Annotated in this window: 23 protein-coding genes and 1 tRNA gene; 10 read left to right on the top strand and 14 right to left on the bottom strand. The window is 72.6% G+C overall.

Translation table 11 applies throughout. The features are described from left to right. Window positions 1–52: 52 nt before the first annotated feature. Complete coding sequence (locus IFT73_RS07510) at window positions 53–1786, top strand: GAF domain-containing SpoIIE family protein phosphatase (RefSeq protein ID WP_192167099.1); 1734 nt, start codon at window positions 53–55, stop codon at window positions 1784–1786. Window positions 1787–1807: 21 nt separating this feature from the next. Here the strand turns inward: IFT73_RS07510 and IFT73_RS07515 are convergent, their stop codons facing one another. Together IFT73_RS07515 and IFT73_RS07520 are read right to left on the bottom strand one after the other, a co-directional pair. Further along, complete coding sequence (locus IFT73_RS07515) at window positions 1808–2371, bottom strand: dihydrofolate reductase family protein (RefSeq protein WP_192167100.1); 564 nt, start codon at window positions 2369–2371, stop codon at window positions 1808–1810. A 52-nt stretch (window positions 2372–2423) separates the two neighbouring features. Then, the gene (locus tag IFT73_RS07520) at window positions 2424–4052 is read right to left on the bottom strand and encodes an acyl-CoA dehydrogenase family protein (protein ID WP_192167101.1); all 1629 of its coding nucleotides are present in this window, start codon (window positions 4050–4052) and stop codon (window positions 2424–2426) included. Window positions 4053–4121: 69 nt separating this feature from the next. Between IFT73_RS07520 and IFT73_RS19545 the strand changes: the two genes are divergently transcribed. After that, window positions 4122–4829: a PaaX family transcriptional regulator C-terminal domain-containing protein gene (locus IFT73_RS19545; protein WP_192167102.1), complete on the top strand. Its 708-nt coding sequence runs from the start codon at window positions 4122–4124 to the stop codon at window positions 4827–4829. 172 nt (window positions 4830–5001) lie between these two features. Here the strand turns inward: IFT73_RS19545 and IFT73_RS07530 are convergent, their stop codons facing one another. Both IFT73_RS07530 and IFT73_RS07535 read right to left on the bottom strand, forming a co-directional pair. Continuing rightward, entirely contained in the window at window positions 5002–5676 is a 675-nt protein-coding gene (locus IFT73_RS07530; RefSeq protein WP_192167103.1) for a TetR/AcrR family transcriptional regulator, read from the bottom strand. A 4-nt stretch (window positions 5677–5680) separates the two neighbouring features. Beyond that, the gene (locus tag IFT73_RS07535) at window positions 5681–7225 is read right to left on the bottom strand and encodes a DHA2 family efflux MFS transporter permease subunit (RefSeq protein WP_197983834.1); all 1545 of its coding nucleotides are present in this window, start codon (window positions 7223–7225) and stop codon (window positions 5681–5683) included. Window positions 7226–7319: 94 nt separating this feature from the next. On the opposite strand from IFT73_RS07535, the gene mmuM reads away from it, so the two are divergent. After that, on the top strand, window positions 7320–8237 hold the full coding sequence (gene mmuM / locus IFT73_RS07540; RefSeq protein ID WP_192167105.1) for a homocysteine S-methyltransferase: 918 nt from the start codon (window positions 7320–7322) through the stop codon (window positions 8235–8237). Between the two features lie 102 nt (window positions 8238–8339). Here mmuM and IFT73_RS07545 read toward each other — a convergent pair whose 3' ends face one another. From IFT73_RS07545 to IFT73_RS07560, 4 genes are all read right to left on the bottom strand, one after another. Further along, a complete protein-coding gene (locus tag IFT73_RS07545; RefSeq protein ID WP_192167106.1) occupies window positions 8340–9128 on the bottom strand; it encodes a UbiA family prenyltransferase in 789 nt (262 codons plus the stop codon). 70 nt (window positions 9129–9198) lie between these two features. Beyond that, window positions 9199–10422: a hypothetical protein gene (locus IFT73_RS07550; protein ID WP_192167107.1), complete on the bottom strand. Its 1224-nt coding sequence runs from the start codon at window positions 10420–10422 to the stop codon at window positions 9199–9201. Window positions 10423–10495: 73 nt separating this feature from the next. Continuing rightward, window positions 10496–10568: transfer RNA gene (locus tag IFT73_RS07555), tRNA-Thr, on the bottom strand. A gap of 142 nt (window positions 10569–10710) precedes the next feature. Continuing rightward, on the bottom strand, window positions 10711–11544 hold the full coding sequence (locus IFT73_RS07560; RefSeq protein WP_192167108.1) for a hypothetical protein: 834 nt from the start codon (window positions 11542–11544) through the stop codon (window positions 10711–10713). A gap of 53 nt (window positions 11545–11597) precedes the next feature. On the opposite strand from IFT73_RS07560, the gene IFT73_RS07565 reads away from it, so the two are divergent. Beyond that, window positions 11598–12761: an alanine racemase gene (locus IFT73_RS07565; RefSeq protein ID WP_192167109.1), complete on the top strand. Its 1164-nt coding sequence runs from the start codon at window positions 11598–11600 to the stop codon at window positions 12759–12761. Beyond that, window positions 12754–14064 (top strand): D-arabinono-1,4-lactone oxidase, encoded by a 1311-nt coding sequence (locus tag IFT73_RS07570; protein ID WP_192167110.1) that lies wholly within the window; start codon window positions 12754–12756, stop codon window positions 14062–14064. The genes IFT73_RS07565 and IFT73_RS07570 overlap by 8 nt, the downstream gene beginning before the upstream one ends. 8 nt (window positions 14065–14072) lie before the next feature. On the opposite strand, the gene IFT73_RS07575 is transcribed toward IFT73_RS07570, so the two are convergent. The 3 genes from IFT73_RS07575 to cysS form a co-directional block, all read right to left on the bottom strand. After that, a complete protein-coding gene (locus IFT73_RS07575) occupies window positions 14073–14576 on the bottom strand; it encodes a flavin reductase family protein (protein ID WP_192167111.1) in 504 nt (167 codons plus the stop codon). Window positions 14577–14679: 103 nt separating this feature from the next. Beyond that, window positions 14680–15627 (bottom strand): 23S rRNA (guanosine(2251)-2'-O)-methyltransferase RlmB, encoded by a 948-nt coding sequence (gene rlmB / locus IFT73_RS07580; RefSeq protein WP_192167112.1) that lies wholly within the window; start codon window positions 15625–15627, stop codon window positions 14680–14682. A 4-nt stretch (window positions 15628–15631) separates the two neighbouring features. Next, window positions 15632–17038 (bottom strand): cysteine--tRNA ligase, encoded by a 1407-nt coding sequence (gene cysS, locus IFT73_RS07585; RefSeq protein WP_192167113.1) that lies wholly within the window; start codon window positions 17036–17038, stop codon window positions 15632–15634. 103 nt (window positions 17039–17141) lie between these two features. Here cysS and IFT73_RS07590 point away from each other — a divergent pair, with 103 nt between their 5' ends. Then, window positions 17142–18380, top strand: coding sequence for a peptidase C39 family protein (locus IFT73_RS07590; protein WP_192167114.1), 1239 nt, complete (start codon window positions 17142–17144; stop codon window positions 18378–18380). Between the two features lie 15 nt (window positions 18381–18395). On the opposite strand, the gene IFT73_RS07595 is transcribed toward IFT73_RS07590, so the two are convergent. Next, the gene (locus IFT73_RS07595; protein ID WP_197983988.1) at window positions 18396–19934 is read right to left on the bottom strand and encodes a molybdopterin-dependent oxidoreductase; all 1539 of its coding nucleotides are present in this window, start codon (window positions 19932–19934) and stop codon (window positions 18396–18398) included. A gap of 57 nt (window positions 19935–19991) precedes the next feature. Here IFT73_RS07595 and ispF point away from each other — a divergent pair, with 57 nt between their 5' ends. Beyond that, window positions 19992–20468: a 2-C-methyl-D-erythritol 2,4-cyclodiphosphate synthase gene (gene ispF, locus IFT73_RS18870; protein ID WP_371811196.1), complete on the top strand. Its 477-nt coding sequence runs from the start codon at window positions 19992–19994 to the stop codon at window positions 20466–20468. Between the two features lie 72 nt (window positions 20469–20540). On the opposite strand, the gene IFT73_RS07605 is transcribed toward ispF, so the two are convergent. Next, a complete protein-coding gene (locus IFT73_RS07605) occupies window positions 20541–21026 on the bottom strand; it encodes a CarD family transcriptional regulator (protein ID WP_056612020.1) in 486 nt (161 codons plus the stop codon). 198 nt (window positions 21027–21224) lie between these two features. Between IFT73_RS07605 and IFT73_RS07610 the strand changes: the two genes are divergently transcribed. Next, window positions 21225–21776 carry a hypothetical protein gene (locus IFT73_RS07610; RefSeq protein WP_056612017.1) on the top strand — a complete coding sequence of 184 codons (552 nt, stop codon included), beginning with the start codon at window positions 21225–21227 and terminating at the stop codon, window positions 21774–21776. Window positions 21777–21885: 109 nt separating this feature from the next. On the opposite strand, the gene phoU is transcribed toward IFT73_RS07610, so the two are convergent. After that, on the bottom strand, window positions 21886–22527 hold the full coding sequence (phoU, locus tag IFT73_RS07615; RefSeq protein WP_056612015.1) for a phosphate signaling complex protein PhoU: 642 nt from the start codon (window positions 22525–22527) through the stop codon (window positions 21886–21888). Window positions 22528–22660: 133 nt separating this feature from the next. On the opposite strand from phoU, the gene IFT73_RS07620 reads away from it, so the two are divergent. After that, complete coding sequence (locus IFT73_RS07620; RefSeq protein ID WP_192167116.1) at window positions 22661–23872, top strand: ATP-binding protein; 1212 nt, start codon at window positions 22661–22663, stop codon at window positions 23870–23872. Next, window positions 23869–24549 carry a response regulator transcription factor gene (locus IFT73_RS07625; RefSeq protein WP_056612012.1) on the top strand — a complete coding sequence of 227 codons (681 nt, stop codon included), beginning with the start codon at window positions 23869–23871 and terminating at the stop codon, window positions 24547–24549. The genes IFT73_RS07620 and IFT73_RS07625 overlap by 4 nt, the downstream gene beginning before the upstream one ends. Window positions 24550–24708: the final 159 nt, after the last annotated feature.

Here is a 24708-nt window from a genome sequence, read left to right on the forward strand (position 1 = left end):
GCACGGTGCACGTCCTGCACCCGACGCGGATCCACACGAACAGGCAGACCACGTGACAGACAGCAGCACCTGGCTCGCGCCACCCTCACCGGTGGTGCTCGACCCGTCGCGTCTCGAGGCGCTCGCCGACCTCGGTCTGACCGAGCGCTCCGACGCCCGCATGGAGCGGTTCGCCGAGCGGGTCCGCGACCAGCTCGGCGTGCCCGTCTCGCTGGTGTCGCTCGTGCAGGCCGACCAGCAGGTGTTCCCCGGCATGTGCGGGCTGCCCGATCCGTGGGCCAGCAGCCGGTCGACGCCGCTGAGCCACTCGTTCTGCCAGCACGTCGTCACGACGGGCGAGCCCCTCGTGATCGAGGACGCCCGCCTGGTGCCCCTCGTGCGCGACAACCTCGCCACGATCGAGATCGGCGTCGTCGGCTACCTCGGCACGCCCCTGACCGACGACCACGGCCACGTGCTGGGCTCGCTGTGCGCGATCGACACGTCGCCGCGGCAGTGGACCGAGCGCGAGCTGGCGATCCTGCACGACATCGCCACCGACTGCTCGAACGAGCTGCGCCTGCTGCTCGCGCGCCTCGACGCCGACCGCGAGCGCGAGCGACGCGACGCGATCGACGACCAGCTGCAGGACCTCCTGCACCGGTCGCAGCAGCTGCTGACCGTCGCCGAGGTGCTGAACTCGTGCCGCTCGCTCGACGACGTCCGCCGCGCGCTCGACCGCTTCTCCGACCCCCGAGCCGGCCTGGTCGAGATGCGCCTGCGGCTCGCCGACGACTCGCCGCGGCTGTCGGAGTCGGCGCACCTCGTCATGGTCGAGGACGTCGACGCCCCCGGCAGCCCGCTGGACCCCACCGAGCGCGAGGCCCTGCGCCGGCGCGGCGCCCGGTCGGTGGCCTGGCTGCCGCTGTTCGGCTCGGGGCCCCTGCTCGGCTACGTCGAGCTGCTGTGGGACGTCCCGCACCGTGTCGACTCGCGCGAGCGCCCCATGGCCGCGGCCCTCGCGGCCTACACGGGTCAGGCCCTCGAGCGCGCGATCCTGATCCAGAACCGCATCGACGTGGCCCGCGAGCTGCAGACGGCGATGCTGGCGCCGCTCCCCCACGGCACCGGGCTCGACCTCGACGCCTGCTACCTGCCGGCGATGTCGGAGGAGCAGATCGGCGGCGACTGGTACGACGCGTTCGTGCTGCCCCGCGGCGAGGGGGCGTCGGTCGTCGTGAGCGTCGGCGACATCACGGGCCACGACCTGGCCGCCGCGACCGTGATGGGCCAGGTGCGGGCGATGCTCCGTCAGGCCGCGTGGGACGCGCCCGACGCGGCGCCGTCCGCCCACCTCGCGGGTCTCGAGCTCGCGTGCGAGGCCTTCGACATCGCGGCCAGCGGCACCGCCGTGCTCGCCCGGCTGGCCCCCGTGCCCGGCACCCGGCGCTGGCAGATGACCTGGGTCAACGCGGGCCACCCGCCGCCCCTCGTGGTCGAGCCCGACGGCGGCTCGGGCCTGCTGACCGACCACGACATGATGTTCGGCCACCCCGAGCTGGCGCTGCGCCCGCGCACCGACCACACGATCGAGCTGCGTCCCGGTGCGACCGTCGTGCTCTACACCGACGGCATCACGGACGACTCGTCCTCCGACCGCGACGAACAGGTCTCGGCGCTCGTCGACCTGGTCGGACGCACCCGGGCGGGCGGGGCCGGTGCCGTGGTCCGCGCGCTGGCCGACCGCTTCGTCGACATGCCGGACGACGTCGTGGCGCTCGTGCTGCAGGTGCCCGCCGAGGGCTGAGGCACCCCGCCCCGACCGGGGTCAGCGGACGACGTCGAAGACGTTCTTCTGGATCCCGTTGGAGTACACGTCGTGCTCGACCAGCCGCAGCCTCGTCGCGTCCACGTCCGCCTCGCCGAACAGCCGCTTGCCCGCGCCGAGCAGCACCGGGAAGACCAGCAGGTGGTACCGGTCGACGAGCCCGGCGTCGGCGAGCGACTTCGCGAGCGTCGCGCTCCCATGCACCGCGATCGGCCCGCCGTCGGTCTGCTTGAGCTCGGCCACGTCGTCGACCGACGACAGGATCGTGGCGGGCCACCGCTCGTCGTCGTGCGTCAGCGTCGTCGACACGACGTACCGCGGCATCGCGTTGTAGCCCGCGAAGTCGTCCATCGTCGGCCACACCGGGGCGAACGCCTCGTACGAGACGCGGCCCAGCAGCAGCGCGCCGGTCTCCTCCTGCTCGCGCCCCTTCATCTCGTACGCCTCGGGGACGAACTCGACGTCGTTGAACGTCCAGCCGGCGTTGCGGTAGCCGGGCTCACCGCCGGGCGCCTCCATGACGCCGTCGAGTGACACGAACGTGGTGACGATCAGGGTGCGCACGGGAGACTCCTTCGACGGGGTGGTCACAGCCTGCCAGCCCGACCCGGACGTGTCACGCCCCCGAGGGCTGCGTCCGCTCGAGGATCGCGTCGAGGTCGAGCCCTGTCGGCAGGGTGCCGTAGGCCGCGCCGTGGTCGCCGTCGAGCCGCGAGGCGCAGAACGCGTCGGCCACCGCCGGTGGCGCGTGGCGCACCAGCAGCGACCCCTGCAGCACCGTGGCGAGCTGCTCGACGACGCGGCGGGCGCGGTGCTCGATGTCGTCGGGCGATGCGAGCTCCTTCTTGAGCCGGCCGAGCGCCTCGTCGAGGCGGACGTCCGCCCCCTCGGCCTGCTCGACCTCGGCGAAGAAGGCGTCGAGCGTGTGCGGCTCGCGGCCCAGGGCGCGCAGCGCGTCGAGGGCGGCGACGTTGCCCGAGCCCTCCCAGATCGACAGGAGCGGTGCCTCGCGGTAGATGCGGGGCAGGTCGGAGTCCTCGATGTAGCCGTTGCCGCCCAGGCACTCCAGCGCCTCGCCGACGACCATCGGTGCCCGCTTGCACACGTGGTACTTCGTGACGGCCAGGGCGATGCGCCGCAGGGCGGCCTCGCCCTCGTCGCCGCGGATCGCGCGGTCGTTGGCCCCGGCCAGGCGCATCATGACGGTGGTCGCGGCCTCCGACTCGATCGCGAGGTCGGCCAGCACGTTGCGCATCAGCGGCTGGTCGACGAGCCGGCGGCCGAACGCCGACCGGTGGCGGGTGTGGTGCACCGCCTGGACGAGGGCCGAGCGCATCGCGGTGGTCGAGCCGATGACGCAGTCGAGGCGGGTCATGTTGACCATCTCGACGATCGTCCGCACGCCGCGGCCCTCCTCGCCCACCAGCCAGCCGGACGCCCCGTCGTACTCGATCTCGGACGAGGCGTTGGAGCGGTTGCCGAGCTTGTCCTTCAGCCGCATCAGCTGCACGCGGTTGCGCTCGCCGCCGGGCAGCACGCGCGGCACCATGAAGCACGACAGGCCCGACGCGGTCTGCGCGAGCGTCAGGAAGAGGTCCGACATCGGCGCGCTCGTGAACCACTTGTGGCCGACGAGCTCGAACTTCCCGTCGGGACGCTCGGTGGCGGTCGTGGTGTTGGCGCGGACGTCGGAGCCGCCCTGCTTCTCGGTCATCGACATGCCGGCGACCAGCCCGCGCTTCGTGACGGGGTCGCGCAGCGCCGGATCGTACTCGCGCCCCGTCAGCAGTGGCTCGAGCTGCGCGGACAGCTGCGGTGCGGCGCGCAGGGCGGGCACGACGGCGTACGTCATGGAGATGGGGCAGCCGTGGCCCGCGTCGACGTTCCAGACCGCGAACTTCGCGGCGCGCGCCACGTGGGCGCCCGGGCGGTCGTCGGCCCAGGGCGCCCCGTGCAGCCCGTGGGCGACCGCGGTGCGCATGAGCTCGTGGTAGGCCGGCGTGTACTCGACCTCGTCGACACGGCGCCCGTACCGGTCGTGCGTGTGCAGGATCGGCCGGTCGCGCTCGGCGACGCGGCCGAGATGCTGGGCCTCGGCGGTGCCCGCCAGCCGACCGAGGGCCGAGACCTCGTCGAGGGCCCACCCCGCACCCTCGCGCTCGAGCCCCTCGCGCAGCGCGCGGTCGTCGCTCGTGTCGTGGCCGACCAGCGGCGGGGCCTGGTTCGTCACCTCGTGCGTCGTCATGACTCGATGTTACGCCCGAGTCGGCGACTGTCAACCATTCGGTAACACCCCGTGTGGGACAGTGGACCGGTGCCCGCGTTCACCCCGCTCCCCGCGCGCTCGGTCGTCCTCAGCCTCGTCCTCGGCTCGGGCGCCGACGGCCTCAGCGCCGCGCAGCTCGCGGCCGCCGCACGCCACCTCGGCATCAATCCGGCGACGGTGCGCGTGGCCCTGACCCGGGCGGTCGCCGCGGACGAGCTCGTGCGCGACGGTGCGCGCTACCGCCTCGGCCCGCGCCTCGTGGGGCGCCGCGACCGCCAGGACGCCCACGAGGTCGTCGCGCCGTGGGACGGCACGTGGGAGATGACGGTCGTCGTCACGACCGGGCGCCCCAGCGGGGACCGCGCCGCGCTGCGGTCGCGCCTCGTCGACGCACGACTGGGCGAGCTGCGCGAGGGCGTCTGGATGCGACCGGCGAACCTGCGCCGCGACGCCGTCGACCCGCCGTCGCCCGACGTCCGGACGTTCCTCACGACCCCGCACCAGGGATCGGCCGGCCTCGCGGCGTCCCTGTGGGACCTGCCGGGCTGGGCCGACGAGACCGAGCGCGTGCTGGCCGCCCTGACGACCACGTCCGAGCCGGGGCCCCGCCTGGCCGTCGCGGCCCACCTCGTGCGCCACCTCGCGCGCGACCCCCTGCTGCCGGACGAGCTGGAGCCGCCGGGCTGGCCGTCGGCCGACGCCCGCGACGCCTACGCCCGCTACCTCGCCGAGCTGCAGGCCGTCGTCACGGAGTGACCCCCGACCCGACCGGACGGGGACGCACCACTCGCGCCGACTCGCTGGGGGCACCTCCCGCTTGCAGGGGACTGGTGCAGTTCGGACGATCTGGGACGGCATGTCCGACCGGACCGCACCACTCGGGGACGGGAGTGCACCACTCGCGCCGCGGACGCGGACGCGGGTGCGGTCAGCCGCGGGCGAAGATGTCGTCGTCGGGACGGATCGCGGTGCCGGTGCTCGCGGCGTACGACCGGTCGATCGCCGCGAGCACGTGGTCGAGCGCCTCGTCGCGTGCGACGTCGTCGACCTCGCCGAGCGGGCCGTCGAGGTGCAGCGCCGAGAACCCGTGCACCGCCGACCAGCACGTCATCTCGGCCCCCACGCGCGCCTCGGGCGACAGGAACCCGACGTCGACGAGACCGTCCAGCGTCTCGCTGAGCAGGCCGTACGGGTTCACGGACTGGTCGGCGAGGACGTCACCGTCCAGGACCGCGGCGGTCTTGGCCGCGAAGGCGCAGCGGAACAGACCGGGCTCGCCCAGCGCGAACGCGACGTACCCCTGCCCGACCGCGATCAGCCGCCGCCGCGCGCGCAGGACGTCGTCGGCGGACCCGACCTGCTCGACGACGTCCAGCCGGTGCTGCATCGAGGCGACCAGTCCCGCCATGGCGCGCACCGCGACGGCGCTCATGAGCTCGTCGCGGTGCGAGAAGTGCCGGTAGGCGGCGCTGTGCGAGACGCCCACCGTCCGGGCCAGCTCGCGCAGCGCCACGCCGTCCGGGCCGTTGGCCCTGGCGGCCTCGACGGCCGCCTCGACGAGGGCCTCCCTCAGGTTGCCGTGGTGGTACGACGAGGCGGACATGCCCTCACCGTATCGGCCGGTCGCCATCGGGTCCCGCGGCGGCGAGCTCGGGCTCGACCGGCGCCAACGGGTCGTACCGGTCGGCCGGCAGCGAGAGCGCCGCGACGACGGCACCCACCAGGCACAGGACGCCGACGATCAGGCAGGCCTGGCCGAAGCCGTCGAGGAAGGCCGTGTCGACCGCCGACTCGAGGCCCGGGACGCGCTGCGCGAGGGCGTGCGCGAACCCCACCGAGTCGGCGGCGCGGTCGGCCGTGGGGGCGTCGACGGCGCCTCCGAGCAGGCTCACGACCCGCTCGCCGTACTGGAACGAGAACAGCGAGCCGACGACCGCGACGCCCAGCGTGCCGCCGAGCTCGCGGGTCGCGTCGTTGACGGCCGAGCCGACGCCGGCCCGGGCGGGCGGCAGCACCTGCATGATCGACTCGGTGGCCGGCGTGCTGACCAGGCCGATGCCACCGCCCAGCAGGATCATCTGCGGCACCACGACGGTCGCGAACGGGACGTCGGCCCCGATCGTCGAGATCCACAGGAACGACGCGCCCATCATGACCAGGCCCGGGGTCACGACCGCCCGGGTGCCGAGGCGGGGCGCCAACATGCCGCCGACGATCGACGCGGTGGCGATCGACAGCGCGACGGGCAGGAACCGCACGCCCGTCTCGAGTGCCGAGTAGTCGCGGACGAACTGGAAGAACTGCGTGATCAGGAAGACGAACCCGAACAGCGCGAAGAAGGCGATCGTCACGGCCGCGCAGGCCGCGCTGAAGCGGCGGTCGAGGAACAGCGTCACGTCGATCATGGGGTGCTCGACGGCCCGCTCGACGCGGACGAAGGCCGCCACGAGCAGCGCCGCGACGACGAACCCGACGATCGTCTCGGGGCTGCCCCACCCGTGGGCCGGCGCCTCGATGATCGTCCAGGTCAGGATGCCGAGCGCCGCCACCGAGATCGCGAAGCCGGGACGGTCGATGCGCGGCACCGTCGTGTCGCGCGACTCGGGGACGAAGACGACGGCCATCGCGATCGTCACCAGGGCGACCGGCACGACCGCCCAGAACACGCTGTGCCACGAGAAGTGGGACAGCAGCACCCCACCGCCGACGGGTCCGAGCGCCACGCCGACGCCCACCGAGGCGCCCCACAGGCCGAGCGCGGACGCCCGCTCGCGGCGCCCCGTGAACGTGTTGGCGATGATCGACAGCGTCGTCGGGAAGATGAGGGCGGCGAACACGCCCATTGCGACGCGCAGGGCGATCAGGGCGCCGCTGCTGTCGACGAGCGCGGCCGCGGCGTTGCTGAGGGCGAATCCGGCGAGGCCGACGATCAGGGCGGGACGACGGCCGAAGCGGTCCGAGAGGCTGCCCATCGCCAGCACCAGCGCGGCGAAGGCCAGGTTGTAGCCGTCGACGATCCACAGCAGCGAGCGGGTGCCCGCGTCGAGGTCCTCCGCGAGGGTCGGCAGGGCGATGTTGACGATCATGGTGCTGAGGTTGATCGTGAGCGCGGCGAGGCACACGGTGAGCAGGACGAGCGGTTTGCGGACCACGGGAGCTCCTAAGTAGACGGTGTCAACATCACTGTGCCCGCTCATGTTGATGGTGTCAACATCAACCTGCCCCCGACCTGTCTAGGCTCGGACCATGAGCACCGAAGCGGCACCGACCGGCACCCTGCGCGACGCGATCGCCTCCGGCCCCGTCGTCGTGCTCGACGGCGGCCTCTCGGTCGTCCTCGACGAGGCGGGCTGCGACCTGTCGTCCGACCTCTGGACCGCCGCGCTGCTGCGCGACTCCCCCGAGCAGGTCGTCGCGGCGCACCGCCGCTACCTGTCGGCGGGCGCGCAGGTGTCGACGACCGCGAGCTACCAGGCCAGCGTCGACGGATTCGTGTCGGCCGGCATAACGGCCGACGCCGCCGAGCAGCTCGTGCGCGACAGCGTCCGGCTGGCCCGTGACGCACGGGACCTCGAGGCGTCCGCCCCGTCGTGGGTCGCCGCCTCGGTCGGCCCGTACGGCGCGGCGCTGGCGGACGGCTCGGAGTACCGCGGCCACTACGGGGTGCCCGCGCGGACGCTGCGCGACTTCCACGCGCGCCGTCTCGAGGTGCTCGCCGCGGCGGGTCCCGACGTCCTGGCGGTCGAGACGATCCCCGACGTCCGCGAGGCCGAGGTGCTCGTGCCGCTGCTCGACGACCTGGGCGTCGACGCATGGTTCTCGTACGCCGTAGCGGACGGTCGCACCAGGGCCGGCCAGCCCCTCGACGAGGCGTTCGCGGTCGTCGCCGACAGCCGGTCGGTCGTCGCCGCAGGCGTCAACTGCTGCGCTCCCGACGACGTGCTCGACGCGCTGCACGCCGCGCGCGCCGCGGGCGTGGGAGCGGGCGTCGCTTACCCCAACCAGGGCCGCGCGTGGGACGCCGACCGGCACGCCTGGACGGGGCACGCGTCGTTCGACCTCGCGCTCGTCCCGACCTGGGTCGAGGCCGGGGCCCGACTGGTCGGCGGGTGCTGCGAGGTCGGCCCCGCCCACGTCGCGACGCTGGCCTCCGCCCTGCGCTGAACCGCGAGTGGTGCGGAGTGGACGTTCTGGGACGGCGTGTCCGACCACTCCGCACCACTCGTGGACGGGAATGCAGCGCTCGGCGCGTGCCGCCTCGCCGCGTCAGCTGCGCAGCAGCAGGGCGACGACGTCGACCAGCGCGATGCCCATCGCGGCCGGGAACGCGCCCCGACCGCCCGATACGCGTCCCGCGACCAGCAGGCCGCCGCACAGCACGAGCGCCGCGATGCCGAGCTCGTCCAGACCCTCGGCCGGCACGACGACCGTCACGACCGTCCCGGCGAGCATCAGCGCCGTCGCGAGGTCGACCGACCGTCGCGCGCCGAGCCGGTGGGGCAGGCCGACCACGCCGGTGCGCCGGTCGTCCTCGAGGTCGGGCACCGCGTTGACCAGGTGGGCGCCGGTGCCGAGCAGGGCCCCGGCGACGACGATCCACACCGGCCCCGCCTCGCCGCGGGCCGCCAGCGACACCACGACCGGCAGGCCGCCGAAGCAGACCGCGTACGGCAGCCACGAGACCACGGTGCGCTTGAGCCCCAGGTTGTAGGCCCACCCCGTCGCGACCAGCACCAGGTGCAGCCCGCCGGGCCGCGCGCCCAGCGAGAGCGATGTCGCCACGGCGACGACGAGGGCGACGACGATCGCGGCCCGCACCGACGTCGGCGTGATCTCGCCCGTCGCCAACGGCTTGTCGCGGCGCCCCGACGTCCGGTCGCGGTGACGGTCGACGAGGTCGTTGGACCATCCGACGCTCAGCTGACCCGCGAGCGCCGCGACCCCGATCAGGGCAGCCGTTCCCGCCGATGCTCCCCACGTCAGCGCGAGCAGCACCGCCGCGAGCGTCACGGCGGCGGCAGGACCGGGGTGGCTCGCCCGAGCGACACCGAGCACCGTCCACCGCCGACCACCGACCACTCCCCCACCGTAGGCCCCGTTCGACGGGCGCAGCTCCCGATCGTCGCTACTCGGGGATGCCGACGACCCGTTGCATCGCGGGCTCGCCCCCGCGGGCGTACGAGGTCACCAGCACCGTCGTGCGGTCCGGGCTCATGGCACCGAACGAGGTGTTGTCGGGGAACACCCGGACGTCCTCGGTGTCGAGGTCCACGAGGAACTCCCGTTCCTGGCCGTCGTCCGTCGGCACCGAGATGCCCGTCCAGCGTCCCAGGTCCACGACGGCGTGGGGGACGCTCGCGTTGAGGGAGCCGACGGGGAACGGCGCGAACTCGGTCGTGCGCCCCGACGCCTCCCTGATCGTGATCAGCGCCTCGTCGTGGTCCATCTCCGGACCCGGCCGGAGCGTCCGCCCGGTGCACCACATCTCCCAGGCAGCGGTGGTCTCGGCACCGCAGAAGCCGTCCTCGCCCGCGAGCTCGTTCACCGGGACGGCGGTGGTCGCCCCGGTCGCCAGGTCGAGGGTGAAGTGCCTCGGGTACTCGCGCTCGTCGCGCGGGTTGCGCACCCAGTACCTCAACGTGTCACCGTCGATGCTGATCTGCTCGCCCCCGGCGGCCACCACCTCCGGCGGCGTCGACCCGTCGACCGGGATCGCGTACACCGACTCCTGCCCCTTCTTCCCGGGGAAGGTGGAGGTGCTGAAGTAGGCGGTGCCGCCGGCGATCGACAGGTCGCCGCCGTAGGCGATCTGGCCGTCCGGATCGTCGAACCTGCCGATCTCGGCGACCTCCCGCGTGACGCGGTCGTAGGAGTGGATCGTGAACGTGCTGTGGGCGATGTTGTAGTCCGAGCCCTCGACCCACGCCACGGCGCGCTCGTCACCGACGACGTCGGACACCCAGGTCGGCGCAGGGCGGGCTCCGTCGTCGAGGACCGTGAGCGTCTTCGACGCGACGTCGTAGAGCACGGGTCGGGACTGGGCCGACGCACCGCGACCCATCGGGGCGTCGTCCTCGGGGACGACTGCGCCGAGCACCTCGCCGTCCCCGGCGAAGGAGGAGAAGAAGACCTGGTTGCCCGCGTGCCGGTGAGGGAGCTCGGCCACCACCGCGAGGGTGCCACCGAGCGTCAGCCTCGTGGCAGCGCCGGGGTCGATCCTCTGGACGACGTCCGTCGCGGCCCGGGCCGCCGGTGCCAGCCGCGGCCCCGGGTCCGAGGTGCACCCGCCCACGCAGGTCGCCATCGCCGCCACCGCGGCTGCGACCGCCACCCGCCGTCCAGTCCTCACGCGGGCAGGCTATCGATGGAGAGGGTCAGGCTGTCGCGTCCGCGCGATCCATGCGCTCCTTGCGACGACTGGGAGCCTCCGACAGGATTCGAACCCGCGACATCCTTATTACAAGTAAGGCGCTCTACCGACTGAGCTACAGAGGCGTACGGGCTGGGCCCGAGGCTCCATCCTAGGGGGTTGCCGCACGAGGCCGACACGATGTCGGCGGTTGTGCACGTCTGCGGCACCCCGCGACCTCCACAGGTGCCGACATCTGCGGGAGGCCGCGCCAGACCCGGCCGCTCGTCAGGTCGTGCCGTCGCGGCAGCGGTCGCGGTAGGCGTCGTCGACCTTCTCCTCGTCGTCGAGCGCCGGCATGCGCACGTCCGGCTGATCGCCGACGTCGACGAACGTCGCGAGGTCGGCCGCGGCCTTGTCGAGGTCGTTGTCGGGCACGAGCGCGTCGTCGACGGCCAGGGCGCAGTCGCCGGCGCCGAACTCCTGCCAGCCCGTCGTGACGCCGAAGTCGTCCTCCGTGCCCGGGTACGCGCTGAGGCCGTGCACCCGCAGCACGCCGACGACCCTCGTGGGCCCGTCGTCGCCCAGTCGCACCTCGTACGCCGCACGCGTCTGCAGCTGCACGACGACGTACTGCTGGCCCGCGTCGTCGTCCTTGATCGTCACCCTCCACGCCGTCGTGACGGCGGGCTCGCCGATCACCTCGACGTCGTCGCCGAAGACGTTAGCCACCGCGAGGCCGGGCGAGACCGCGTCGGCGGTCTGCCGGGTCAGCGCCGCGCCCACGGCCGGCGGCAGCGCGTCGGCGACGGCGTCCACGGGCGTCTCGACGTGCCAGACGTCGGGGTCGACGGTCGTGGCGCCGGCCCACGTCGTGAGGACGTCGGCCATGCGGGAGACGAGGGCGGCGCCGAAGCCGTCCGGCGCCGCCGGCGGCTCGGCCACCGGCAGGGGCGAGCCCGCACGGGGCCAGTCGATGCCCTCGGCCGCCAGGGTCGTCGACGCCTCGGCGGTCGGGGCGGGCGACGTCGGGGCCGGCGCGGGCTCGTCGGCCGTCGACGTGCAGGCGGCCAGCACGGACGACGCCGCCACCAGGGTGAGAGCTCCGATCCATGCGCGCATCGGTCCAGTATCGGCGACCGAGGGGGTGATCCCCGGTGCGACATACTGACGAGATGGAAGCACCCTTCGACCGGCTGCTGCACGCGACGAGCGAGATCGACACCCCCTTCGCCGTCGTCGACGCCCCCGCCCTGTGGGCCAACGCCGACGACCTGGTGCGCCGGGCCGGCGGCGTCCCGATCCGCGTGGCCAGCAAGTCGGTGCGGGTGCGGTCGATCGTCGAGCGGACGCTGCAGCGCGACGGCTTCGCGGGCGTCATGTCGTACTCGCTGGCCGAGTCGAACTGGCTCGTCGACCACGGCGTCGACGACGTCCTGCTGGCCTACCCCACCGCGAGCCGCGAGGCCCTGCGCGATCTGGTCGCGGACGACCGCCGCCGCGCCGCGATCACCGTCATGGTCGACAGCATCGAGTCGCTCGACCACGTCGACGCGCTCATCGGCCGCGACCACCCGGCCATCCGCGTCTGCCTCGACGTCGACGCATCGCTCAAGCTCGGACCGATCCACCTCGGCGTCCGCCGCTCCCCCGTCCACACCGCGCGCCAGGCCCGCCGGCTCGCCGCCGCGATCGAGCAGCGTCGCGGCTTCGACCTCGTGGGCGTGATGTTCTACGACGCGCAGATCGCCGGCCTGCCCGACTCGTCCGCCGCCGTCCGGCTCGTCAAGAGGCGCTCGGCCGCCGAGCTGCTCGAGCGTCGCGGCGCCGTCGTGCGCGCGGTCGGCGAGCACGCGCGGCTCGAGATCGTCAACGCCGGGGGCACCGGCAGCCTCGAGGTCACGGGCCAGGACCCGGCCATCACCGAGCTGACGGCCGGGTCGGGCCTGTTCTCGCCGGTGCTGTTCGACGGCTACGACGCCTTCGAGTCGCGCCCCGCCGCGTACTTCGTGCTGTCCGTCGTCCGCAAGCCGGCCAAGGACGTCGCGACCCTGTTCGCCGGCGGCTACATCGCGTCGGGCCCGACCAACAAGAACCGCCAGCCGCTGCCGACGTGGCCCGCGGGCCTGACCGCGATCGGCACCGAGGGCGCCGGCGAGGTGCAGAGCCCGGTCAAGGGCCGCGCCGCCCGGACGCTCTCGATCGGCGACCGGGTCGTGATGCGCTACGCCAAGGCCGGCGAGATGTGCGAGCGCTTCGACGCCGTCGCGATCGTCGACGAGACCGGCGCCGTCGAGACCGTGCCCACCTACCGGGGCGAGGGGAAGAACTTTGGCTGAGCACACCACCCGCGAGCGCTGGACGAACTGGGGCCGCAGCGCCGAGTCGCACCCCGTCCGCACCGCCCACCCGACGTCGACCGCCGACGTCGTCGCGACCGTCCGCGAGGCCGTCTCGGCGGGCCTGCCCGTCAAGGCGATCGGCGCGAGCCACTCGTTCACCACGATCGGCGCGACCGACGGCGTGCTGCTGCGGCTCGACCGCATGACCGCGATCGTCGCGGTCGACGTCACGACCCGGCGCGTCCGCGTGCAGGCCGGCATCTCGCTGCACGACCTCAACCCCCTGCTGCGCGGCCGCGGGCTCGCGCTGCCCAACCTCGGCGACGTCGACCCCCAGTCGGTCGCCGGGGCGATCTCGACCGGCACCCACGGCACCGGCGGACGCCTGTTCGGCATTTCGGCGGCCGTCGTGGCGGTGCAGCTCGTCACCGCGGCGGGCGACGTCCTCGAGATCGACGAGCACCACCCGTGGTTCGGCGCGGCGCGGGTGACGCTCGGCGCCCTCGGCATCGTCACCGAGGTGACGCTGCAGTGCGTGCCGGCGTTCCTGCTGCACGCCCGCGAGGAGCCCTTGGCGCTGCCCGCGGTCATGGAGCAGCTCCCGTCGCTCGTCGACGACAACGACCACTTCGAGTTCTACTGGTTCCCGCACACCACCAGGACGCTGACCAAGCGCAACAACCGCGTCCCCGAGGGCACGGCGCGCCGTCCGCTCGGGCGCGTCCGCCGGTGGGTCGACGACGAGCTGCTCAGCAACACCGCCTTCGAGGGCATCAACCGCGTCGTCGCGCGCAGGAGGTCGTGGATCCCGCGCGTCAACGGCGTCGCCGCCTCGGTGCTGAGCGCCCGCGAGTTCGTCGACGACTCGTTCGAGGTGTTCGTCTCGTCGCGCGACGTGCGGTTCCGCGAGGCCGAGTTCGCGATGCCCCGCGAGGCCCTGCCGCACGTGCTCGACGAGCTCGCGGCGTGGTTCGGCGCCGGGCACGAGAACATCTCGTTCCCGATCGAGGTGCGGTTCACCGCCGCCGACGACGTGTGGATGTCGACGGGCCACGAGCGCGACAACTGCTACGTCGCGGTGCACCAGTACTGGCGCAGCGACTACCGGGCGTACTTCGCCGCCGCGCAGGACATCTTCACGGCGCACGAGGGACGCCCGCACTGGGGCAAGCTCCACACGCTCGACGCGGGCTACTTCGCGCAGCGCTACGCGAGGTTCGACGACTTCGTGGCCGTCCGCGACGAGCTCGACCCGGGCCGGACGTTCGGCAACGCCTACCTCGACCGCGTCCTCGGCTGAGCCGTGCGTCAGGAGCGCTGGTGCGTGCCGAAGGTGCGCTGCCAGTAGGTCAGCGGCGAGGACGTCGAGGCGTCGGCCGCCTCGACGTCGCCGAGCACGATCGTGTGATCGCCCGCGACGACGAGCTGCGCGACCGTCAGGGCGACCCATGCGTGACGCTCGGTCAGCGCCGGTGCACCGTCCTCGAGCTGCCACGGCACGTCGAGGAACTTGTCCTCACCCTTGCCCGCGAACCGCATCGCCACGTGCTCCTGGTGTGCCGCCAGGACGTTGACCCCGATCCGGGCGCCGACCGTCAGCTTGGCGAGCAACCTCGACCGGTTGTCGAGGGACACCAGCAGCATCGGGGGGTCCATCGACAGCGACGAGAACGCGCTGACGGTCGCGCCGTGCGGAGCGCCGTCGTGGAACGTCGTCACGACCGACACCGCCGCGGCGACGTTGCCCATCGCGGCACGGAACGACTTCTGCAGCACGGCCGGGTCGGTCACCGCGGTGTCGTCGTCGCTCATGTCCTCCACGGTAGTTCGGTCCTCTCGCGTCCGGTCGCCGTGCCACATCGCGGACGTGTGACCTGACCCACCCGGCCCGGGTCGGGGCCGGGTGCGGGCCGGGTCAGCCGCGCTGCTGGCTGATCGCGTAGAGCGCGATGCCCGCGGCCACGCCGGCGTTGAGGCTCTCGAGCCCCGTGCTCATCGGGATCGAGACGATCTCGTCGCACGTCTCGCCGACGAGGCGCGACAGGCCCTTGCCCTCGCTGCCGATGACGACGACCAGCGGTCCGTCGACCATCTGCGAGTCGGCGACGTCGACCGTGCCGTCGGCGGCCAGGCCGATGACCATGCAGCCGTCGTCCTGGAACTGCTTGAGCGTGCGGGTGATGTTGGTGACGCGCGCGACGGGCACGCGGGCGGCCGCACCGGCGGACGTCTTCCAGGCCGCGGCGGTGATCTGCGCCGCGCGACGCTCGGGGATCACGACGCCGTGCGCACCGAAGCCCGATGCCGAGCGGATGATCGCGCCGAGGTTGCGGGGGTCGGTGATGCCGTCGAGCACCAGGATCAGCGCGGGCTCGTCGCGCTCGGCCGCGAGGTCGAGCAGGTCCTGCGGATCGGCGTACTCGTACGCGTTGAGCTTGGCGGCGATGCCCTGGTGGACCGCTCCGCCGGTGAGCTTGTCGAGCTCGATGCGACCGATCTCGAGCAGGCTGACGTGCTGCTCGGCGGCGAGCTTGAAGATCTCGCGGATCTTCTCGTCGCGGTCGGTGCCCTCGGCGACGTACAGCGCGTGGACGGGGACCGTCGCGCGCAGCAGCTCGAGCACCGAGTTGCGCCCGGCGACCCACTCGGCCGCCTCGCCCGGCTTGGCGCGCTTGGGGCGGGCCTGCTCGCGCTTGGCGGTCGCGTTCTTCATCTTGTACAGCTTGTGGTTGGGGCGGTCCTCGGCGCGCGGCGTCGGCCCCTTGCCCTCGAGGCCCTGACGGCGGCGTCCGCCCGAACCGGCGGTGGGGTTGCCCTTCCCGCTCTTGTTGATGGCGCCTCTGCGCCTGCTGTTGCCCGGCATGGTCTCAACCCTTCACGGACCAGCGCGCACCCTGCGGCGTGTCCTCGATGTCGATGCCGGCCGCCGTGAGCTGGTCGCGCACGCGGTCTGCGGTGGCGAAGTCCTTGGCGGCCCGTGCTGCCTGGCGCTGTTCGAGGAGGCCCTCGACGAGGGCGTCGATCACCTGCACCTGGGCGGCATCGTCACCCCCACGATCCCACGTCGGGGACAGTGGGTCCAAACCGAGCACGTCGAGCATGCCCCGCACGCGCGCCAGCGCCCCGCCGGCACCGGCGGTGTCGCCGGCCGTCAGCAGCGAGTTGCCGTCGGTGACGTGCCCCTGCAGCACCGCCAGCGCGGCCGGCACCGACAGGTCGTCGTCCATCGCGGCGGCGAACTCGGCCGGGACGTCGCCGGGCTCGCCCGGTCCCGCGAGCGCCGCGGCCCGCCGGACGAATCCCTCGATGCGGCCGAACGCCGTCGCGGCCTCGGCCAGCGACTCCTCGCTGAACTCGACGATCGATCGGTAGTGCGAGGCGGCGAGGTAGTAGCGCAGCGCGATGGGCTTCACGCGCTTGACGACCTCGCTGACCATCAGCGTGTTGCCGACCGACTTCGACATCTTGGCGCCGGCCAGGTTGAGCATCGCGTTGTGCATCCACACCCGCGCGAACGGCTGGCCCGCGGCGCGCGACTGCGCGAGCTCGTTCTCGTGGTGCGGGAAGCGCAGGTCGAGCCCGCCGCCATGGATGTCGAACTCGTGGCCGAGGTACTTCGCGGCCATCGCCGAGCACTCGAGGTGCCAGCCCGGACGTCCGCGACCCCAGGGCGTCGGCCACGACGCCGACTCGGGGTCGCCGTCCTTGTGGCCCTTCCAGAGCGCGAAGTCGCGGCCGTCGCGCTTGCCCTCGGGCGGCGCGTCCTCGGCGTTGAGCATGTCGTCGACCTTCTGCCCCGACAGCTCGCCGTAGGAGGGCCACGAGCGGACGTCGAAGTACACGTCGCCCGAGCCGTCCTCGGCGGCGTAGGCGTGACCCCGCTCGATCAGCGTCTGCATCATCTCGATCATCTCGGGGACGACGCCGGTGGCGCGCGGCTCGTACGTCGGGGGGATGCAGCCCAGCACCTCGTACGCCGCGTGCAGCGCCCGCTCGTTCTCGTAGGCCACCGCGAACCACGGACGTCCCTGCTCGTCACCCTTGGCCAGGATCTTGTCGTCGATGTCGGTCACGTTCGCGACGATCGACACCTCGAGCCCCGACCGCTCGAGCCACCGGCGCAGGACGTCGAAGACGACCTCCTTGCGGATGTGACCGATGTGCGGGGGGCCCTGCACCGTCAGCCCGCAGTGGTAGATCGACACCCGGCCGGGCACGACCGGGTCGAGGGCGCGGATCTGCCGGGACGCGGTGTCGTAGAGCTGGAATGGCACGGCACAACCCTATCGGCTCGGCGCACCGGGCCCGATGACGTCCGGAGCACGGCAACCTGTCACATCAGCCCCACGCGCCCCATTCGGGGCCTACCATGGTGCGATGCGCCGCATCCTTCCCCTGCTCGCCTCGGCCGTCGTCGGCCTCGGCGTCGTCTCCGCCGTCCCCGCGACGGCCGCCACCGACCAGACCGCCTTCCACCGCTGGACGTCCACGTCCGACTTCCGCCTCGGCACGTCCAAGGGCCTGGCCGCGAAGTCCGGAAAGATGACGATCGGCTCCGGCACGTCCACGACCCGCTACAAGGACCCCCGCGTCTCGGGCGGCAAGAAGTCGTACGACAAGGCCTCGTGGCAGGGCCCGTGGCAGTCCACCGGCTTCGCGGCCACGTCGCTGATCCCGTCGTGGAGCGTCACGACGCCGGGTGGCACGTGGGCGCGCATCGAGGTGCGGGTGCGCAAGGGCTCGTCGGTCGGCAGCTGGGACTCCGTGGCCCGCTGGGCCGGCAGCACGTCGCGGGTCAAGCGGTCGTCGTACTCGGCGCAGACCGACGACCTCGCGCGCGTCTCGACCGACACCGTCGTGGCCAACGCCGGCAGGAGCTTCGACGCCTACCAGGTGCGCGTCGTGCTGCACCGCCCCAAGGGCAGCCGCTCGACCCCCACGCTGCACGCCGTCAACGCCGTCGCGGCGACCTACACGACCCGCGCGACCGGCACCAGCGCCACCACCATGGCGGCGACGACCGATCTCGCGGTGCCGATGTCGTCGCAGATGATCCACCGCGGCGAGTTCCCGCAGTGGGGCGGCGGCGGCGAGGCGTGGTGCTCGCCGACGTCGACGTCGATGGTCATGCGCTACTACGGCAAGGGTCCGAAGAAGTCGGCCTACACGTGGTCGCGCTACGCCGACTCGTTCGTCGACCACGCGGCGCGCTACACGTACGACCACGAGTACAAGGGCACCGGCAACTGGGCGTTCAACACCGCCTACGCCGCCAACTACTCGCTCGACACGTTCGTGACGCGCCTGGACTCCCTGCGCGACGCCGAGTCGTTCATCCGCTCCGGCATCCCGCTCGTCGCGTCGGTCGCCTTCGGCCGCGGCCAGCTGACGGGCTCGCCGATCTCGTCGACGCCGGGCCACCTGATGGTCGTGCGCGGGTTCACCGCGACCGGCGACGTCATCGTCAACGACCCCGCCGCGGCGAGGAACTCGTCGGTGCGCCGCGTCTACTCCCGCGCGCAGTTCGAGAAGGCGTGGATGCAGGGCAGCGGTGGCGTCGTCTACGTCGTCCGACCGACCAGCACGAAGCTGCCGGCCGACACCGCACGCTGGTAGGCCGCGCGGGGCGGCTCAGCTGACGCGGACGCTGCTGCGCGGGTAGCCCGTCGCGCCGTCGGGCAGCACCTCGGCGATCTTCGAGGTCTGCGGCTCGCCGGTCGCGTCGGTCGCCCGCGCCTCGATCGTGTGGTCGCCGGGCTCGGCGTCCCACTCGCCCGTCCACTGCACCCACGTGTCGGCGTTGGCGGCCACGCCGAGCGTCGCCGGCTTCCACGGCCCGCCGTCGACGCGGAACTCGACGCCCTGGACGCCGACGTGCTGCGCCCACGCCACCCCGGCGACCGTCACGGGACCGGCCCCGACCGAGCTGCCGTCGCGGGGGACGTCGATGCGCGACTCGGTCTTGATCGGCCCGCGCTCGCCCCACCCCCGCTGCGTCCAGTACGCCTCGAAGTCGGCGAAGCGGGTGACCTCCCAGTCGGTGACCCACTTGGTCGCCGAGACGTAGCCGTAGAGCCCCGGGACGACCTGGCGCACGGGGAAGCCGTGGGGCACCGGCAGCGGCTCGCCGTTCATCGTCAGGGCGAGCAGCGCGTTGCGGCCGTCCGTCAGGGCGTCGAGCGGCGTGCCGCACGTCCAGCCGTCCTCGGACGTCGAGAGCAGCGCGTCGGCGCCGGCCTGCACGCCGACCTCCTCGAGGATGCCCTTGATCGGGACGCCGCCCCACACCGTGTTGCCGATCAGGTCGCCGCCGACCTCGTTGGAGACGCAGCAGATCGTGATCCACGCGTCGGTCAGGCCACGGTCGAGGAGGTCCTGGTACGTCAGCGTCAGCTCGCGGTCGACCAGGCCGTGGATGCGCAGCGTCCACTCGGCAGGGTCGATCAGGGGCGCCTGCAGCGACGTGTCGATGCGGTAGAAGTCGCGGTTGGGCGTCAGCCACGGCGCCTGGTCGGGCACCTGCAGATCGGCTCCGGCCGGCACGACGACCGGACGGGCCGGGATGCGCAGGGCGGCACGGGCCCGCTCGACGACCTCACGACGACGGTGGCGCGAGGCCAGGGCCTGGCCCGCCGCGCCGACGACGACGGTCGCGGCGGCGACCAGGGCCGCCGTGCGGATGAACACGCGCCGCGAGGGGTCGTGGCCGGCCTCGCGACCGGCGTGCTGGCCGTCCTTCGTCGCGCCATGGTCGTGGGACGGCGGCAGCAGCAGCTGCAGGACGCCCATCAGCACGACGCCGCCCGCGACCGCCGCGAAGACGCCCTGGGGCGAGGCGTACGGCCGCGTCAGCACCGAGGCCGCGGCGAGCGCGACGAGGACGGCGACGACGGTGCAGGCCGCGAGCCTGCGGGTGAGCCACCAGCGCCCGACGAGCGCGCCCAGCAGCAGGATCGCGACGACGACGCTCGCGACGGCGAGCGGCTTGTCGTTGGTGCCGACGACGCCGATGATCGCCTCGGCGACCGGACCGGGCGTCAGGGCGATGACCGACTGGCCCACCGACAGCACGGGCGACTCGCGCAGGTCGAGCACCGCGGCGAGCGCCTCGCTCGCCGCCAGGGCTGCTGCGGCCGCCAGCACACCGGCGACGGTCGATCGGGTTCTCACCCCGCCATCCTCCCGCGCCGCGCCAACCCCCGCCGGACGAAATGGCATGATCGCGGGGTGACCTCAGCGCGCATCGGCATCGGCACCGACGTCCACCGCCTCGTCGACGGGCGTCCGCTGTGGCTGGCCGGGCTGTCGTGGCCCGACGAGGCCCAGGGGCTCGAGGGTCACTCCGACGGCGACTGCGTCGCGCACGCGATCGTCGACGCGCTGCTCGGCGCCGCGGGCATCGGCGACATCGGCAGCCACTTCGGCACGTCCGACCCGCAGTGGTCGGGGGCGGCCGGCGTCGACTTCCTGGTCGAGACGGCCCGCCGCCTGCACGATCACGGCTGGACGGTCGGCAACGTCTCGGTGCAGGTCATCGGCAACCGACCGAAGATCGGCCCGCGCCGCGAGCAGGCCCAGCGCGTGCTGGGCGACGCCGTCGGAGGCCCCGTGAGCCTCTCGGCCACGACGACCGACGGCCTCGGTCTCACCGGACGCGGAGAGGGCATCGCAGCGATCGCCACGGCCCTCGTCGTCCCCCGCTGAGCCGACGCGCGGGCATGACACGACGCAGCCCCGGCCCCCGCGTGGCGGGGACCGGGGCTGCGACGGCTCAGCTCAGGACGCGAGGACCTCGTCGAGACGGGTCTCGGCCTTGTCCTCGTTGGTCTTCTCGGCGAGCGCGAGCTCGGAGACCAGGATCTGACGGGCCTTGGCCAGCATGCGCTTCTCACCGGCGGACAGGCCGCGCTCGTGATCGCGGCGCCACAGGTCGCGCACGACCTCCGCGACCTTCAGGACATCGCCGGAGTGCAGCTTCTCGAGGTTCGCCTTGTAGCGGCGCGACCAGTTGGTCGGCTCCTCGACGTGCTCGGCCCGCAGGACCCCGAAGACCCGCTCGAGCCCTGCCTCGTCGACGACGTCGCGAACTCCGACCAGATCAAGGTTGCACGCGGGGACGCGAACGACCAGGTCGTTCTGCGAGACGATGCGCAGCACGAGGTAATCACGCTCCTCGCCCTTGATCGTCCGGGTCTCGATGTCCTCGATGACTGCAGCGCCGTGATTGGGATACACAACGGTTTCGCCGACAGTAAAAGTCATAGAGAAAACACCCTTCGTAGATTCCAAGAATACCATGAGGAACCCACGCGGGACCCTGCGCTTTCAGGGGATGGACGCCATAGCAGACGATGTGTCAGCAGGTCAAAGGCACCGGCACGGCGGACCTCCGATACCATCGGGGTGGGTCCTGTGGGCCCGTTCCGCCCGACCCCCCTCCCCCGACGAAAGAGTGCACTGGTGAGCTCCGTACGACGTCGCCGTCTGACCGCCGTCTCCCTGACCGTCGTCGCCGGCCTGACCCTCACGGCCTGCGGTACGAGCTTCGGCGCGCAGACCAACCAGGTGTACCAGCCGGCCGTCGGCGCCAACGAGCGCGGAGACGTCGAGTCGCACAACACGCTGCTCGTCGGCAACCGCGACGGGTCCGCCACCGTGTCGGCCGGTCTGGTCAACAACCTCGACGACGAGCAGACGCTCACCGGGGTCAGCGTGACCGACGAGCAGGGCGAGTCCCTGACGGTCACCAAGCCCAAGTCGCCGCTGTCGCTGCCGTCCAAGCTCCTGACGACGCTGGGCGGCGAGACGCCCGACAGCGTCTTCGTCGTGGGCGAGGGTGCCGAGCCGGGCGACTACGTCAAGGTCACGTTCACGTTCAGCGACTCCCCCGAGCTCGTCGTCAACGCCCCCGTCGTGGCCCGCGCCGACCACGCGGCCGAGTACGACGACGTCGCCGGCGGCGACGGACTGGTACCGAACGCCGTCAGCGGCGGCGGCTCGGCGTCCGAGTAGGACGACCACCCGCCCCCAGTACACGCAGGACCAGCACACGAAAGACCCCCACTGCGGCAGGCAGTGGGGGTCTTGTCGTCGAGCCGCGGCGGGGTGGACGCCGCCGGGCTCAGGTCAGCTGGCCCGTGACCAGGTAGACGACGCGGCGGGCCATCGAGACCGCGTGGTCGCCGATGCGCTCGTAGTAGCGGCCCAGCAGGGCGATGTCGACGGCCGGCTCGACCCCGTGGTCCCACGAGTCGGCCAGCAGCGCGCGGAAGAGGTCCTTGCGCAGCAGGTCCATCTCGTCGTCCTCGGCCTCGAGCTGCGCCGCCTTCGCGACGTCGCGGTTGGCCACGATGCGCGAGGCGGAGTCGATCATCGAGTCGGCGACGGACGCCATCGACAGGATCGTCGGGTGCAGGTTGAGCGGCACCGCCGACTCGGGCATGCGGCGACGCGCGATCTTGGCGACGTGCACCGAGAGATCGCCCATGCGCTGCAGGTCCGCGAGCATCCGCAGGGTCGCGACGAGCTGGCGCAGGTCGGTCGCGACCGGCTGCTGCGTCGCGAGGAGCAGCAGCGTGCGCTCCTCGATGGTCTCGGTGGCCTCGTCGATGAGCCGGTCGCCGGCGATGACGGACTCCGCGATCTGGCCGTCTGCCTCGAGCAGGGCCTTCGTCGCATCGGCGACCGCACCGCGCACGGTTCCGGTCAGGTCCACCAGGTCGTCGACGATGGCGTCGAGCTGTTCGTAATACTGATCGCGCATGCCCCCCACCCTAGGGAGACGGGGTGAACGGACGGCGACCCCCGGTGAACGGGGCGTGAACGGCAGTCGAAAGCACTGTCGCCCCGGGCCTCCGTGGACGTCCGCAGCTGCCGCGGCCCCCTACGATCATCGTGTGGACATCAGCGCAGGTCTCGTGATCGCGGGAGCGATAGGCGCCGTCATCGGCGCCATGGTCACGTACCTGTGGAGATTCAGCGAGAGGACGCAGCACACCGTGGCCGAGCAGCCGACACCCGTGGTCCCCCCAGGCGCCGAGCTCGTCCTGTCGGTGCTGTCGTCCTCGGCCGTGCTGATCGACTCCGGCGACACCGTCGTCAAGGCGTCGGCCCCCGCGATCGCGATGGGCATCATCAACGACGACCGCCTCGAGCCCGACGAGCTCATGGCGCTGGTGCGCCAGGTGCGCCGCGACGGCCAGGTGCGCGAGGCCGACATCTCGCTGCAGCCCAAGCGCGGCACGACGTCGTACATCCACGCACGCGTCGCGCCGCTGACGTCGCGCCTGATCCTCGTGCTGGCCGACGACCGCACGCGCGAGCAGCGCGTCGAGTCGATCCGCCGCGACTTCGTCGCCAACGTCAGCCACGAGCTCAAGACCCCCGTCGGCGCCCTCAACCTGCTGGCCGAGGCGGTCGGCGAGGCCAAGGACGACCCCGAGGCCGTCGTGCGCTTCTCGAGCCGCATGCACCTCGAGAGCGAGCGCCTGACCCGCCTAGTGCAGCAGATCATCGACCTGTCGCGCCTGCAGAACGACATCCTCAGCGATGACGCCACCGCGATCAAGGTCGGGGAGCTCGTCGGCGAGGCGTGCGAGCACTCCGCGACCGAGGCCGAGCACAAGAAGATCGAGATCGCGACGTCCGTCGAGCCCGACCTGCAGGTGCACGGCGACCGGTCGCAGCTGCACGCCGCCGTCAGCAACCTCGTCGAGAACGCCGTGACCTACAGCCCCGAGGGCTCGCGCGTCACCGTCACGGCCCAGCTCGACGACGGCGACGTGCGCCTGACCGTCACCGACAACGGCATCGGCATCCCCGGCGAGGAGCTCGACCGCATCTTCGAGCGCTTCTACCGCGTCGACCCCGCCCGGGCCCGCGCCACCGGCGGCACCGGCCTCGGCCTGTCGATCGTCAAGCACGTCGCGGCCAGCAACGGCGGGACCGTCGAGGTGTGGAGCGAGCCGGGCCTCGGCTCGTCCTTCACGCTCGTCCTGCCGGCCTACCAGCACGAGATCGACGAGGCCGACGAGATCGACGGCCTCCACCGCTCCACCCACCTCAGCAGCGCTGAGGCACTCAGCCGTACCGAAGGGAAGCACGCGTGACGAAGGTCTTGGTCGTCGAGGACGAGACGAGCTACAGCGAGGCGCTGTCGTACGTCCTGCGCAAGGAGGGGTTCGACGTCGCGATCGCCGAGACGGGCCCCGACGCCTTGACGGAGTTCGATCGCGGGGGCGCCGACATCGTGCTGCTCGACCTGATGCTGCCGGGGCTGTCGGGCACCGAGGTCTGCCGGGCGATCCGCCAGACGTCGTCGGTCCCGATCATCATGGTCAGCGCCAAGGACACCGAGGTCGACAAGGTCGTGGGCCTCGAGCTCGGCGCCGACGACTACGTCACCAAGCCGTACTCGCCGCGCGAGCTGGTGGCCCGCATCCGCGCCGTGCTGCGCCGCGGCGCGACCGACGAGGTCGACGACAACGCGTCGCTCGAGGCGGGCCGCGTGCGGATGGACGTCGACCGGCACCTCGTGACGATCGACGGGTCGGAGACCAAGTTCCCGCTCAAGGAGTTCGAGCTGCTCGAGTACTTCCTGCGCAACCCCGGTCGCGTGCTGACCCGCGGTCAGCTCATCGACCGGGTCTGGGGCGCCGACTACGTGGGCGACACCAAGACGCTCGACGTCCACGTCAAGCGCCTGCGCGCCAAGATCGAGCCCGACCCCACCAACCCCATCACCCTGACGACGGTCCGAGGCCTCGGCTACAAGTACGACAGCTGACGAGGGGGTCGCCGCCCCTCGACGGGAGGGTTGTCGCCCTCCCCCGCGTCGGTCTGCTCCTCCTCGAGGGGCCGTAACCCCCTCCTCAGCGGGTCAGCGGCGGGCTCGATCATCGGACGGGACCGGCCGTGAGCGAGAACCAAGTACAGGCGGACCGCC

The sequence above is a fragment of the Aeromicrobium sp. CFBP 8757 genome (assembly GCF_014841755.1).
Classification (GTDB): domain Bacteria; phylum Actinomycetota; class Actinomycetes; order Propionibacteriales; family Nocardioidaceae; genus Aeromicrobium.